Genomic DNA, 13,583 nt, shown 5'->3' with positions numbered 1-13,583 from the left:
CTGACCATGGCGTCATAAACGGCCGTGTCGCCGTGGGGATGATATTTCTTCAGGACTTCTCCGACAACACCGGCGCTTTTTGAATATTTCCTGCCGGGGAGAAGGCCCTCCCTGAACATGGCGTAAAGGATCCTTCGCTGAACCGGTTTTAGGCCATCCCTCACCTCAGGCAGCGCCCTGCCGATGATCACGCTCATCGCGTAATCGAGGTAACTCACCTTCATCTCTTCTTCGATATTTACCGGTACCTTTGCCATGAAAAAACCTCTCTCTTGATCAGGATGAAAACATGATATTCTACCACATCATCGACGAGAAATTGGGTGTATTGAGTGCCCACGGCAACGTTGAAGTCGCCCACATCCTGTCAGTCGAGTTCTCCTCGCGAATCTGCCAGAGTGAGGACAAGCGAAGTGCGTCGAGAATCCTTCACCCCTTTATCAAGGGGGATGAAGGGGATACCGGACAAGCCAGAATGTCAATGCAAACAGGTACTATGTAAAATAATTCAGGATTTCTGATTTTGGGATTCTTGTGAGATCGACAGAGATGCACTTGTTCAGCTTGGATTTTACTGCCGGCTCTAATTTATCTATGATCTTCTTGTTGATTTTTTCGCCGGCTGCCAAATACCAGTCTTCGCAATCCTCCTTTTGTATGATGGCATTGATATCCATGGCGATCATCTTCACCAGTCGTTTGTCGATCTCAGATTCGACATGGTGAGGTTCCCCGTATCCCTTTGCAACTTCACCTTTTCCTCCCCCTCCCACGAATCTTCCAGCATCATCAGAGAACCTTTCTGCCAGTTTACCATGTCCTTCAAGAGAATCATAACTTTCGATCAGTTCAACTGCAGGGCTTCCGAAGGGATTCTTCGTAACTCTGTATGCCTTGAAATGTCCCAAATCAACGGCAATGACGATCGTGCTCATATCCTCCTCCCTTCGCATAGGTGGAATAATGTTCTGCTCTTTCCACCTTCATTGTACTCGAAACGTAGACAATTGCAAGGTTCGAAGATCTTCTCATGATTGGTCCTTTCCCGCCGCTCCCCTGATGTGTTGCACAAGAGTCAGGCTCAACAAAGGGATGGAAATTTGATAGACTTTAGACATGGGAAGTATGCTCGACGTCGAAAATCTCGTAGTCAGTGTTGACGGCAGGAGAGTCCTTAGCGGGGTGAACCTCTCGGTAGACGATGGGCAGATAACGGCACTTTTCGGCCCAAACGGGTCGGGGAAGACCACACTTCTGAAGACGATCATGGGATTTCCGTCCTACCGGGTTGAATCAGGCAGGGTCATGTTTAAGGGGAGGGACATAACCGCACTCCCCATGGATGAACGGAGCAGGAGAGGCCTCGGCATGGCCTTCCAGTCGCCTCCTGTTGTGAGAGGAGTTAAACTCCGGGATGTGCTTCGCGTCACGATGGGTAAAAGGGGGCCGGTCTCTGAGGAGAGAATCGACCGGTGGGCTGAAAGGCTGAGGCTTACCGGCTTCCTTCAGCGCGACATCAACCTCGGGTTTTCCGGAGGTGAGGTAAAGCGGTCGGAACTTCTCCAACTCCTGGTTCAGAATCCAGACCTTACCATGCTTGATGAGCCGGACTCCGGTGTCGATCTTGAGAACATCCACCTCGTGGGAGGCGTCATAAATGAGCTCCTGGGAAAAGGAAGGGTCAAGGAGAAAGGACTGAAGTCAGCCCTCGTCATTACCCATTCGGGCTATATCCTCGATTATGTTAATCCTGACAAGGCCTGTGTCATGCTTGAGGGCTCTATCCGATGCGTCGGGAATCCAAGGGATATTCTGAGGGAGATCCGAGAGAAAGGATATGAGGAGTGCGTGCGATGCCTGAGCGCAGCCTGATAAGGGAGAAGGCAAAAGAGGCTGAAAGGAAGAAGGCAGCGTTCGGTCCTGACATAGACCTCTCTCTCTACACGAGCGACGGAGAGGATCTCAGCAGGGTGAGCGGACTCGGGGAACTTCCTCCTGACGTAAAGGAAAAGGCCCTGGCCGTGGGTACTGACGCCGATGAGGCGGTTCGGGCAGGGTCATTTTTCCAGATGAATAATACGGTCCTGTTTTCCTCATCCCGTGAGGCCGGACTCGAAGTCATGAGCATTACAGAAGCCCTCGAGCGATACGACTGGCTCAGCGATTACTGGTGGCGGGCACTGAAGGTTGATACAGACAAGTACACGGCTCTGGCCGAGCTCAGGCTCCACCACGGTTATTTTATCAGGGCCCTTCGGGGGGCTAAGGTGCTGATGCCCGTTCAGGCATGTCTCTATCTCGGTCGCGAGATGTTTTCCCAGAATGTCCACAACATCATCATGGCAGAAGAGGGATCAGAGCTCCATATCATTACCGGTTGTACGACCGGAAGGGATATAAAGAGCGGGATGCATGTCGGCATATCTGAGTTCTACGTTAAGGAAAACGCCCACATAAGTTTCAGCATGATCCACAACTGGGCAGAGGATGTTGTTGTGCGTCCGCGCTCAGGAGCGATCATTGAGGACGGCGGAGTCTTTCTCAGTAACTACATCTGTATGAAGCCGGTGCGGACGCTCCAGATGTATCCTGTCGCCTATTGTACGGGCAAGAATGCGGTTGCGAGGTTCAACAGCGTCCTCCTTGCCTATGAGGGTTCTGATATGGATGTGGGAAGCAGGGTGGTGCTCTCAGCTCCGGGCTGCAGGGCTGAGGTGATTGCCCGGACGATAACGGTGGGGGGGAACATCATCTCACGGGGTCATCTCGTTGGAGAAGCACCTGATATCAAGGCTCATCTTGAGTGCAGAGGACTTATCCTTAGGGGGAAAGGCAGTATCTATGCAATCCCTGAGCTGGAAGGGAAACTTCCGAATATTGATATGTCCCATGAGGCCGCTGTCGGGAAGATTGCCGAGGAGGAGATACAATACTTCATGGCACGCGGTTTGACAGCTGAGGAAGCGACTGCCGCCATCGTCAGGGGATTTCTCGATATCGATATCAAGGGGCTTCCTGAGCAGCTCGCTGAAGAGATCAAGAGGTCAATTGCGATGTCTGAAGAGGCTGAGCGCCTCTTCTAACGGACGGCTTCTACCATGGCTGCCTTCCCGAACGAGATAGTTTTATGCAACGGGAAAGGTAAACGAAGACTTACCAAGGTCCTCATAACAGGATTTACATGATTCCGACAAAATCCCTCCTAACCTCCCTTTTCCAAAGGGAGGGATTATTGCCCCTCTTCGGCAAAGAGGGGTGAGGGGAGATTTTCTAATCAAATGGCTGTTCAATTTTGAGAATATTAATAACGCCGTCGGAAAGGGGCAGTCCATGCAGGAATGGAACGTCGTAATAAACCTCAATGAACGGGGGTTCAGGCAGGCGTACAAGAAGCTCGGCCCTCTCGGCCCGATGAGAAAGACCGGATTTTTCAACGTCCTGCTCATGAAAGTTGACGACCCGCAGGGGATGCTTGAGATCATGCGGGAATGGACTCTTGAAGATCCCGAGGCATTGTCGTTCCTTTCAAGGGTGATCCCGGTCACGAGCACCTTTACTTTTCAGACCCCTGAAGAGTTTGAGGCAAAGGCAAGGGAGGCTGTTCTCCCGTGGGCGCCTGGTCTTGCAGGCAAGGGTTTTCATGTGAGAATGCGCAGGCGCGGCTTCAAGGGGAAGCTTTCCAGTCTTAAGGAAGAACACTTTCTCGACGACATACTCCTCGCATCGATAGAGAAGACCGGAATTCCAGGTCATATAACTTTTGAGGATCCAGATGCAATCATCGCGGTAGAAACCGTTGCCCAATGGGCAGGTCTTTCCTTCTGGAGCCGCGAGGATCTCGAACGATATCCCTTTGTAAGCCTCGCCTGAAATGCAGAAACAAAGCCCTTCCCTCAAACAGTTTATGAATTCGGGCCCGACATCCGCTTCGCAGACAAGAGTCAGGGTTACTGGTCAGAAGTAGCTCCTCAGGCCTATCGCAAGCTCCTCAGGCGGCGTTATGATGAGTTCCGACTGGAGCAGCTTCTGGAGAAAATAGTCGTCGTTCCGGTAATTCGCATAGAGGTTCTGCCTCGTGATGATCTTGAAGAGGCAGCGCCAACCTGAAATTCCCCGGTTCTTTCTTACTGAATAGAGGGCGTAATTGAAACTGAGATGGCCGAGGTCCTCGTAGAAGGCGAGGACCCTTGAAATACCGTATGCCAGATCGTTCAAATCCGCTACAGAAAGAAGGCCGTAATCATCTTCGGTCCCGTGAATCGCTGTGACTTCGTTGCTTCCCATGGGAGAGAAGGAGACGAGCCACTGCCAATGCCCGCTCCGTGCAATGTCCCTTGGCCCCCCCTTCTCTGCGCCGATCAGATCCGTAAAATAGCTGGAGCCCTTTTCGCGGTAGTAGAGGTTCCCGGCACTGGCAAGTCTCGCGAGGTATGAATAGGGAACAGGCGTCGTAAGCATCTGCATATGAGGATGGACAAGGCTTGCACCCGCAGGAAAAAGATAATTGGCCGTGACAGCGGTAAAGACTGCCGAAGGGTCCCTGGCGTAAATGATCTTCAGAAAATCCTGGGCAACGCAGAGGCCGTTTGCAACCAGTTCAGGATTGAACTCCGAGAGTTTCAAAAAATGGGACTTGCAGAGGCAGACCACAGGATGGTAGGTGCCGAGGGAAAAGAGATTCGGGAAAAGGATGGCCTCTCCGATCTTTAAATGTCCCTCAGGAATGAGATCGGATGGAAAACGGGGGGTGCCCTTTTCGACCTTTTCCCCGCAGAAGAAACAATTCCTTTCGCTCTCCTCAACAAGCCGTTTTATTAACTCGGGATCGCTCTTGCCGAAGAAGGCCGTGGCCTTGTCCTTGAGATAGGGGTTATAAACGCTCACATCCCCAAGGAGTGGATCCCTGCGGATTTCGATCCTATGGACTTCCTCGGAGAATTCCTTGAGGGGATTCAGGAATCTCACCTCCGATTCGATGCGATCAAAGATTATTTCACCCATACTATCCTCCAAGGGCTCCGATCCAAGCCTTCCTGACAATTGCTATCCTTCACTCTTTACAAGCCTTGCCGATGAGGACTGAACATTCAGAATGGGCAAGGATATTTCGCGATACGCTTCCGAGCATCCCCTTTATCCCCCTTAACCCTCTGCACCCCACTGCTATTATGTCCGCTCTCTCTCTCTGGGAGACCTTAAGGATCTCTTTTGCCGGGTCGCCGACTTCCGACAGGACCTGTATCTGCGTGAAGTTCTTGCCCAAGTGTTCCCTCATCCCATCAAGGAGTTTTTTCGATTCGACCATTCTTGCCGATCGCTCCTTCTCCGCGACCTCGAGGAATCTTTCATTGATTTCCGGAACGAAGGTTTGGGGGATATCGACGAAGACAGGCGGGACAACATTGAGCACCATCACTTCGGCGTCATCGCCAAAGGGGACTGAAGAGAGGAGATTTCCCGTTGCCATAGAATGATCAGAGCCGTCAGCGGCAAGGAGTATTCTGATCTTCTCAGGTCTTCTCCTGTCTCTCGGGAGTTTTATAACAAGAACGGGTTTTGGTGAAGTGACCGCGACCGATCGTGTAACGCTTCCGACAAAAAGCGATTCGATTCCTCTGATGCCTCTTGCGCCCATTACAATCATATCAGTCTCCGACTCTTTGACTGCATCGACAATACACTGTTCAGGAGAACCCTCCAGGATGAGCGTACTCAGTCTGGCCTTGACCGTTCTGAGAATTTCCAGGCTTCTGTCGAGAATCCTCGGAGCGATCTCCCTTTTTATCTCGTTCAGCGCATCGAAATAGAAGTCCCTGTCGTAACGAAAGGGGATCCAGGAGAGGGCATGAAAAACCGTAATTTCGTCCTCAGGGCGTAGCTTAAGAAAGGTTAGGAAATCGGCTGCAGCCTCGGAATACTTCGAGCCGTCCGTTGCCAATAGTATCTTCATCCACGCCACCTTTCATCTTGCCTGTAAGACCACCATACCACAGATTTTGCGAAAAGACAAAGCGGGGCTGCTCAAGGCCCGCCTCCTACCGTGGGCTTTTCAATGTGACCCCTTCGGGCAATACCGTGGGATTTATCAAAAGAGAGGAATTCCCTCCTGAAGGAGGACGTGAGACCGGCTTCCCTTCTGCAGAACGGGCAGAAATCCAGGGTGTTTCTGCCGCCTTCCCTATTCCTCCTTAACATCGCTATAATCAGAACGAAACCTAAATTGTAATCCATGTCACTTAACCAAACTCTCTCTAATCCTTTATAATAAGAGAAATATCATGAAGAAAAGAAAGAAAAACTGCTGGGACGTTAAAGAATGCGGGAGGGAGCTCGGCGGGAAGAACGTCAGAGAGATCGGCATATGCCTCGCCGCCATTTACAGGAAGCTCGATGGTGTTCACGGCGGGAAGAATGCCGGTAGGGCATGCTGGCTTGTGGCGGGCACCATGTGCCCGGGACGGGTTCAGGGTACCTTTGCCGAGGAGTATAAGGACTGTCTTATCTGCGATTTTTACGCCCTCGTGAAGAGGGAGGAAGGGCTGGATTTCAGGACAGCAACGGGCCTGGAGGAGATGTTGCTGGATACCGAGAATCGCTACCGGATGATCTTTGAACGCGCCGGGGACGCAATCTTCATTTTAGATACCGAAGGAGAAAAGGCAGGACAGATTGTGACTGCAAATCAGGCGGCAGCGGAAATGCATGGATACACCATGGACGAGTTATTGGCCATGAACATAAGAGATCTTGATACGCCTGATGCCGCAAGAGAGGCGCCGGCTCGGATTAGCCGGATGTTGGAAGGGGAATGGATCAAGGCTGAGATCACCCATCGCAGGAAGGACGGCACGATCTTCCCCGTCGAGATCAGCGCCGGTTTGCTCGAATTCGGGAACCACAAATATATTCTTGCCTTTGACAGGGATATCAGCGAACGGAAGCGGCTGGAGGAAGGGCTTCGTGCCTTGTCCCTTACCGATGAACTCACGGGACTCACGAACCGTCGGGGATTCTTTCCCCTGGCCGAACAGCAGCTGAAGTTGTCCAACCGGCTGAAGCGGGGACTCTACATACTCTATATCGATATCGATAATCTCAAAAAGATCAACGACACCATGGGGCACAGGGAAGGAGATCTCGTGATCATCGAGACTGCCAATATCCTCAAAGACTGTTTTCGCGAGGCTGATGTGATTGCCCGCATCAGCGGCGATGAGTTTGTGGTTATGCTGGTAGGAGGCACGGAGCATGATATAAACAATGTTACCGCTCGTCTCCGCGAGAACCTCGAGAGACTCAATCCAGGAAGAGGCTGCGGCTATGACCTGTCGCTCAGTGTCGGCACAGCCCACTATGATCCAGTACGCCCGTCTTCGCTCGATCAGCTGCTTGCTCGGGGGGACAAGATGATGTATGAGGACAAACGGCTGAAGAAAAAAACATAAGGCCGGCGTTGGATAGGGACTCATTCCCCTCCGGACGCAGAGGACCGATTCTTACCCCTCCCTTACTTCATAACTATAGGTAATCTTCGCTACGCCACGAATGGTGGCAGCCACAGAGCAATACTTGTTCTGTGAGAGCTCGATCACCTTTTTCGCCTGCTCAGGAGAGATCTCCTTTCCGGTAATCACGTAATGCAGGTGGATATCGGTGAACGGGTACGGAGGTTCTGATGTCTGTTTCGCGTCGGCAGTAATGGAAAGACCGATCAGGTTCTTTCGCTGTTTTTTGAGGATTTCGACTACGTCATATGCCGAACAGGAGCAGAGGCTTATGACGAGCAAGTCAGAGGGCTTAAGCCCTTTCCATTCCTCCCCGTCCCCCTTCGTCCACTTTCCAGCTACAACGGTCTGACCGTAACTGTCGTGTCCGATAAACATTCTGCTGTCATCACCAGCCCATCGCAATTCGATCTTTCCCATAGAACCACCTGCCTCTCTCTTCATAGTTATAGGATACCATGACCTGCCCTTATGCTTTTCCGACTTGACAACCGCAGGAAAAGGCGCTGAAATAAGAGTATGCGTCGGGGGTGAGAGAACACATAACCCAGACACTTCACAAACTTTGAGGACAGGCTTTCGAGAGGATCTTTCTTGTCATCAGGAAAGGGTATGATCGTTCTCATGGGTTCCGGTGAACTCACTGCCACGATGGTTGAAGTCCATAGAGAGGTTCTTTCGCGTCTTGGCAGATCTCCCAAGGCCTTTTTCCTCGATACGCCTGCGGGGTTTCAGCTGAACGCCGATCAGCTGTCCAGGAGGGCAGTGGAGTATTTCCACGTCAGTGTCGGCTATCCAATGGAAGTCCTTTCCTTCAAGTCCAAGGATATTCCCACAAGAGAGGCAGAACAGATCTTTCGTACCCTGAAGGGTGCAGATTACCTTCTCGTCGGCCCCGGCAGCCCGACTTATGCCCTGAGGCAGTGGCAGGGGACCCCCATTCCTGAGATACTCAGGCAGCGGATCGAAGGCGGTGCATGTCTTGTTGCTGCAAGCGCTGCAGCACTCACGATCGGCCATTTCACCCTGCCCGTATACGAGATCTATAAGGTCGGTCAGGAACCTCATTGGGTCGAAGGCCTCAATATCCTTAGTCATTTCGGATTGAATACCGTCGTCATTCCTCACTGGAACAATGCCGAAGGGGGAACCCACGACACTCGCTTCTGCTTCATGGGAGAGAGCCGTTTCAGGACGCTCGAGTCTATGCTGCCCGAGGATGTGAGTGTCCTCGGTCTTGACGAGCATACAGCCTGCATCATGGACCTCGAAAGGGAAGAGATTTCCATAAAGGGTGTCGGAGCGGTGACGTTGCGATATGGTGCTTTCGAGAGGACCTTTCCCCGGGGGAAAGAGTTCCCTCTCAGGGTGCTTTCAGAAAGAGCGGCCGGCGCTCAGCGAACAACTGAGGCAATGGAGATCTCAACCTCAGAACCGGCACCAGGGCCTCAGGAGCGAGGCTTGTGGGACTCTGTCCATGGCATCGAAGACTCTTTCCACAAAAGTCTGGAGGACGATGCCGGGGATGCGGTGAAGGCCCTCCTGGATCTTGACAGACTCATCTGGCTCGCACAGGAAAGAAAGGAGCACCCTGAGTTTGTTTCCCAGGCGCGAGAGCTCCTCAGGGAATTCATCGTCCTTCTCGGAATGCGGCTCGCCTCTGCGCCGAAAAGCCCTCAGGACTGTCTTGCTCCGCTTGTAAAGGAACTGCTTGCATTACGAGCATCTTTCAGAGAAAATAACAAGTGGCACGAGGCCGATGCTATTCGTGATTGCCTCAGGCGGGTAAAGATCGAGGTTGAGGATACCCAGGGAGGGTACCGCTGGCGGCTGGGCTCATGAGGGCCTGAAATCTGACGAACGACGGTACGTTACGGAAGATGAGTTGATGCTTATGAAGAATCGAGCGACAACAAAAAGAGAGTTTGCTCATTCGCCGGCAGGGACGGTAACTGTTGAGCCGATAGACCATCTGGAGCTTTACTGGCAGGATTCCGGGAACCCCTTGAAGTGGGATTGTCTCTTCATGCTCCCCCCGTGGCTTGGTACCTGGTGGTCGTATTTCGGAAAAGGCCCTGAGACGCAGCTCTACGTTGTGAGAAAGGAGAACGCTGTCCTCGGTCTGGCGCCTCTTACGGTCAGGGGAGATACGGCGCGCCTTATCAGCGACAGCGACCTGATCGATTACAGTGATGTCATCGTTGCGCCCTCTGGAGAGAGGGAGTTTCTCTCGACCCTTTTCGACCACTTCAGGCGCGAGGGCATCAGCCGTTTCGATACGGGTCGGGTTCGTGCAGATTCGACGACCGTCTCATGTCTCAAGACGTACTCAGGATCCATCGGCTCCGACATCTCGTGCGCTCCGGTGGATGTGCTCTATGAAATGGACTTACCGGACCAATGGGAAGGATATCTCGTCTCCCTGTCAGGGAAAGAGCGGCACGAGACGCGCCGGAAGATACGACGTCTCGAGAGCGCAGGTTATGTCGGACTGCGGACCATCGAAGATGAGAGGGATGTTTCCTACGCAATTGAGACCTTCCTGGCTCTCTTTCGGTCTAACCGGGAAGAGAAAGCGCTCTTCATGACCGGCGATGTCAAGTCTTTCTTCAGATCCCTTGCGCTGGCAATGGCCAAGTCCGGGCTCTTAACGCTCTATGTTCTCGATGTGAATGATACGCCCATTGCCGCAGCCATGTGTTTCGACTATCGTTCCACGGTCTATCTTTACAACAATGGCTATGACCGCCATTTCGACTATCTCAGCGGAGGCATTCTGACCACGGTCTTCAGCATTCGGGAGAGCATAAAGCGGAACAGGAAGAGGTATAACTTCCTTCGGGGCACTGAGACATACAAAGGCCGACTCGGGGGCCGTCCGCTGAAGCTGCTTCAGTGCGAGGTGACCTTACGATGACGCACCTTCCCCCTGTCCTGTCCGAGCCGGATTTGAAACAAGAGAAGGGTTTCTTTCAGGTCCCGCCGCTGAGGATCGCCACCCTCAGCATCCATTCCAGTCCGCTGGGCGAACTCGGGACAGAGGAGACTGGCGGCATGAGCGTCTATGTCCGCGAACTCTCCCGGGAACTCGGGAGATCGGGACAGAGCGTCGATATTTACACCTGTGCCGACGGAGGCAGAGACGCCTCCGAGCTCTTGCTGTCCGAAAATGTGCGTCTCATCCATCTTGATATCGGATACCAAGGTCGTCTCACAAAGAACATACTCCCGGGACGTCTGCCGGAAGTCTTTCAGTCACTCGCCACCTATATTGAGAGCAACGGTCTCCGGTATGATCTTATCCACAGCCACTATTGGCTCTCCGGCCAGGTGGGGAGCCTGGCGCAAGACCGGTGGGATACCCCTCATGTGGCGATGTTTCACACCACGGGCGTTGCGAAGCGAGTTGCCTGCAGCCGGGAGAGGGAACCCTTCCAACGTTTGATCGCCGAAAGAAGGCTGGCCCAAGTGAGCGACCGGATCCTTGCAGCAACGGAGAAGGAGAGAGATTTGCTCAGGAAATATTATGGCGTGGCGGCCCGGAAGATTGGAATGGTACCCTGCGGAGTAAACCTCGAACGCTTTCGACCGGTAGCAGGGGCTCTGGCCCGCAGGGAAATGGGAATCCGGGACGACAGGTTCGTCGTCCTATACGTCGGAAGGTTCGCCCCTGTCAAGGGACTGGACCGACTCATTGCTGCTGCTGCGCACCTTCGTTCTTACCGGGAACTCACGCTCCTGATCATTGGCGGAGACGGTTTTCAGACGCAGGGTGCTGCGGAGTTGAGACGGCTCGCAAAAAGAGCGTCCATCGAGGACATTGTGAAGTTTCAGGGCAGGGTAGAGCACGATCTCCTCCCCCTCTACTATAGCGCTGCAGATGTCCTCGTCGTGCCGTCTTACTACGAGAGTTTCGGTCTCGTGGCCTTGGAATCCCTCGCCTGCGGCACGCCGGTCATTGCGACCCCCGTTGGTGCGATGGAGACCCTGATACGGGAAGGGGAAACAGGACTTCTCCTTGACAATCCAAGTCCCCGTTCCCTCGCTTCGGCGATCGAGAGATTCATGCTAAATCCGCCGAAGGTCGCCACATGCCGTGACAGAATCCGTGCTTCTGTCCTCAATTACGACTGGCAGAAGATCGCATCTTCCGTCATGCAAGAATACAGAACTGCTCTGCAATTCCGGAGCCCCCGTAATGAACGGACCCGGGCGCAGGGAGTTTGCTCATGGTAGCTCCCGCCGACGCACTTGTGGTCGTAGCCCATCCGGACGATGCGGAATTTGGCGTCTCCGGTACTGTCGCGAAGTGGATTCGGGAAGGCAAAGAGGTCGTATACGTTGTCTGCACGAGCGGTGAGAAGGGAACCTCAGACAGGTCCATGGATCCTGGTCGCCTGGCCCAGATACGAGAGAAGGAACAGGAAGCCGCTGCCAGGGTCCTCGGCGTCCGGGAAGTGGTCTTCCTGAGGTTTCCCGATCAGGGGCTCGAAGACACTGCTGAATTCAGGAAGATGATCGCCCGGCAGATCCGAATGTATCGGCCAAAGACCGTTGTCACCTCAGACCCTTACCGCCGTTACCTTTGGCATCGTGATCACAGGATTGTCGGGCAGGTTACCCTTGACGCCGTCTTTCCCTTCGCCCGTGACCATCTCGCCTATCCCGACCTCCTCGAAGAAGGTCTCGAACCTCATAAGGTCAGGGAAATGCTCTTCGTCGGGTCGGAGGACATTAACTACCGGACTGATATCACAGAAACCTTTGATAAGAAAATCGCCGCCCTCCGCTGTCATGAAAGTCAGATGAAGGAGCTCACCGTACCTGACCTGGAGGCATGGATGCGTGAATGGGCGTGTTCCATGGCAGAAGGTGCCGATTGCGAACTCGCCGAGGCCTTCCACCGGATCGAGATAACACGATGAGCATCAGCTCTCTTTGAGCTCGTCGAGGATGTCTCCGGTAGCTATTAGTTCTATGAAACTCCGTAGCCTCTTGATGTCTTCATCGGTCATGCCCTTAAAGGTTATCCCCATTCCGGGAGGGAAAGGGTTCTCAAAAAGGTTTTCGACATGAACAACTTCCCCCTGCAGCCGGACCGCCGTTTCGTCATCGAGAGGCAACATGATCTCTATGATGGAGCCCTTGGGAAAAGGGTCTTTCCTTCTGATAAAAACGCCTCCTTCAGAGAGCGTTTCGACGGGAAGATGATATGATCTCCCCTGGTACGTAACGACAACCTTCTTGTTGAATGGAACTCTTGCATGTCTTCTCTTTGCCGGGGTCACCGAAATGACGCACTTCTCTAAAGCAGCGTGGAGCCTTTCTACTGTTACGGGCTTTATGAGGTAGTCAACACAGCCCAATTTCATGCACTGGCTGATGGTCTCATTGCTCGATTCCCCTGATGCCATAATCACCGGTATGCTTGATGTCTGCGAATCTTCCATGATATGCTTTAAGACCGTCAGGCCATCGATCGTCTCCATCCCGATATCGAGCATGACAATATCAGGCTCAACAACCTTTAAGAGCTTCAACACCTCCAGCCCGCTCCTGGCAGGCACGATGGTATGTCCAAGTTTCTTGAGGAGAAGCCCGTGATACATGAGAGAATGCCGATTATCATCGGCCACAATGATCTTCATTGCCTTAGGATCCTTCATTCTCTGCTCCTTAAGGGGACTCGCGAAAACTCATGATCACGGAGTCCCTTCGAAAGCCCCCTAGTTCATAAAGTCAATCCTCTCTCAATACCTCTCTATTTTAAGTTCTTCAGCCCCACAAATCAATGCAAGACGGGCTCAATGGCAAAGTCGGATAATTTCACGGGTAGCTTGACATCCTCCATGTCTCGGTTAGCAGACGTCTTTCCGCCTTTTCCTCTTCGTAAAGTACTGCCTGCCACCTCCAGGCAAAAACCGGATCAGAAAGCTGTCGGACCGTTCTAAGAGTAATTTCCCGGCAGAATAGGAATAGCCGCCAATTACATTCACCTTGGTTTTCAGGTAGAGTGATATCAAGAAGAGAGAAAAACAGCAGAAGGAGGTGGAGAAGATGCATACCTACCATCAGGAG

16 protein-coding genes are annotated in these 13,583 nt (G+C 52.8%); 9 read left to right on the top strand and 7 right to left on the bottom strand.

The annotated features are described in order from the left end of the window. The coding region (locus VFG09_03075) for a DNA gyrase subunit A (protein ID HET6514116.1) at nt 1–257 on the bottom strand (257 nt) is incomplete at its 3' end. A gap of 32 nt (nt 258–289) precedes the next feature. Here VFG09_03075 and VFG09_03070 point away from each other — a divergent pair. Continuing rightward, nucleotides 290–502: a hypothetical protein gene (locus VFG09_03070; protein ID HET6514115.1), complete on the top strand. Its 213-nt coding sequence runs from the start codon at nt 290–292 to the stop codon at nt 500–502. On the opposite strand, the gene VFG09_03065 is transcribed toward VFG09_03070, so the two are convergent. Further along, complete coding sequence (locus tag VFG09_03065) at nt 495–935, bottom strand: host attachment protein (protein HET6514114.1); 441 nt, start codon at nt 933–935, stop codon at nt 495–497. The genes VFG09_03070 and VFG09_03065 overlap by 8 nt on opposite strands. 190 nt (nt 936–1,125) lie before the next feature. On the opposite strand from VFG09_03065, the gene VFG09_03060 reads away from it, so the two are divergent. The 3 genes from VFG09_03060 to VFG09_03050 all read left to right on the top strand — a co-directional run bounded on the left by VFG09_03060 (nt 1,126) and on the right by VFG09_03050 (nt 3,870). Further along, nucleotides 1,126–1,872 (top strand): ABC transporter ATP-binding protein, encoded by a 747-nt coding sequence (locus VFG09_03060; protein ID HET6514113.1) that lies wholly within the window; start codon nt 1,126–1,128, stop codon nt 1,870–1,872. Further along, nucleotides 1,854–3,083, top strand: coding sequence for a SufD family Fe-S cluster assembly protein (locus tag VFG09_03055; protein HET6514112.1), 1,230 nt, complete (start codon nt 1,854–1,856; stop codon nt 3,081–3,083). The genes VFG09_03060 and VFG09_03055 overlap by 19 nt, the downstream gene beginning before the upstream one ends. Before the next feature lie 172 nt (nt 3,084–3,255). Continuing rightward, nucleotides 3,256–3,870 carry a hypothetical protein gene (locus tag VFG09_03050; protein ID HET6514111.1) on the top strand — a complete coding sequence of 205 codons (615 nt, stop codon included), beginning with the start codon at nt 3,256–3,258 and terminating at the stop codon, nt 3,868–3,870. An 84-nt stretch (nt 3,871–3,954) separates the two neighbouring features. Here VFG09_03050 and VFG09_03045 read toward each other — a convergent pair whose 3' ends face one another. Beyond that, complete coding sequence (locus tag VFG09_03045; GenBank protein ID HET6514110.1) at nt 3,955–5,001, bottom strand: hypothetical protein; 1,047 nt, start codon at nt 4,999–5,001, stop codon at nt 3,955–3,957. 49 nt (nt 5,002–5,050) lie between these two features. Further along, entirely contained in the window at nt 5,051–5,950 is a 900-nt protein-coding gene (locus VFG09_03040; GenBank protein HET6514109.1) for a universal stress protein, read from the bottom strand. A gap of 328 nt (nt 5,951–6,278) precedes the next feature. Here VFG09_03040 and VFG09_03035 point away from each other — a divergent pair, with 328 nt between their 5' ends. Further along, the gene (locus VFG09_03035; GenBank protein ID HET6514108.1) at nt 6,279–7,445 is read left to right on the top strand and encodes a diguanylate cyclase; all 1,167 of its coding nucleotides are present in this window, start codon (nt 6,279–6,281) and stop codon (nt 7,443–7,445) included. A 51-nt stretch (nt 7,446–7,496) separates the two neighbouring features. On the opposite strand, the gene VFG09_03030 is transcribed toward VFG09_03035, so the two are convergent. After that, nucleotides 7,497–7,925 (bottom strand): OsmC family protein, encoded by a 429-nt coding sequence (locus tag VFG09_03030; GenBank protein ID HET6514107.1) that lies wholly within the window; start codon nt 7,923–7,925, stop codon nt 7,497–7,499. A 192-nt stretch (nt 7,926–8,117) separates the two neighbouring features. Here VFG09_03030 and VFG09_03025 point away from each other — a divergent pair, with 192 nt between their 5' ends. From VFG09_03025 to VFG09_03010, 4 genes are read left to right on the top strand one after another with little or no spacing between them, the layout of a single operon-like run. Continuing rightward, nucleotides 8,118–9,347 (top strand): Type 1 glutamine amidotransferase-like domain-containing protein, encoded by a 1,230-nt coding sequence (locus VFG09_03025; GenBank protein HET6514106.1) that lies wholly within the window; start codon nt 8,118–8,120, stop codon nt 9,345–9,347. 52 nt (nt 9,348–9,399) lie between these two features. Beyond that, nucleotides 9,400–10,422 carry a GNAT family N-acetyltransferase gene (locus VFG09_03020; protein ID HET6514105.1) on the top strand — a complete coding sequence of 341 codons (1,023 nt, stop codon included), beginning with the start codon at nt 9,400–9,402 and terminating at the stop codon, nt 10,420–10,422. Then, a complete protein-coding gene (locus VFG09_03015; protein HET6514104.1) occupies nt 10,419–11,741 on the top strand; it encodes a glycosyltransferase in 1,323 nt (440 codons plus the stop codon). The genes VFG09_03020 and VFG09_03015 overlap by 4 nt, the downstream gene beginning before the upstream one ends. Then, a complete protein-coding gene (locus VFG09_03010) occupies nt 11,735–12,430 on the top strand; it encodes a PIG-L deacetylase family protein (protein ID HET6514103.1) in 696 nt (231 codons plus the stop codon). The genes VFG09_03015 and VFG09_03010 overlap by 7 nt, the downstream gene beginning before the upstream one ends. 3 nt (nt 12,431–12,433) lie before the next feature. On the opposite strand, the gene VFG09_03005 is transcribed toward VFG09_03010, so the two are convergent. Next, nucleotides 12,434–13,171, bottom strand: a complete 738-nt coding sequence (locus VFG09_03005; GenBank protein ID HET6514102.1) for a response regulator — start codon at nt 13,169–13,171, stop codon at nt 12,434–12,436. A 160-nt stretch (nt 13,172–13,331) separates the two neighbouring features. After that, nucleotides 13,332–13,583: hypothetical protein (locus VFG09_03000; GenBank protein HET6514101.1), on the bottom strand; the 252-nt coding region annotated here is incomplete at its 5' end.

The organism is Thermodesulfovibrionales bacterium, assembly GCA_035686305.1.
Classification (GTDB): domain Bacteria; phylum Nitrospirota; class Thermodesulfovibrionia; order Thermodesulfovibrionales; family UBA9159; genus DASRZP01.
This window is presented reverse-complemented; position numbering and strand designations above follow the sequence as displayed.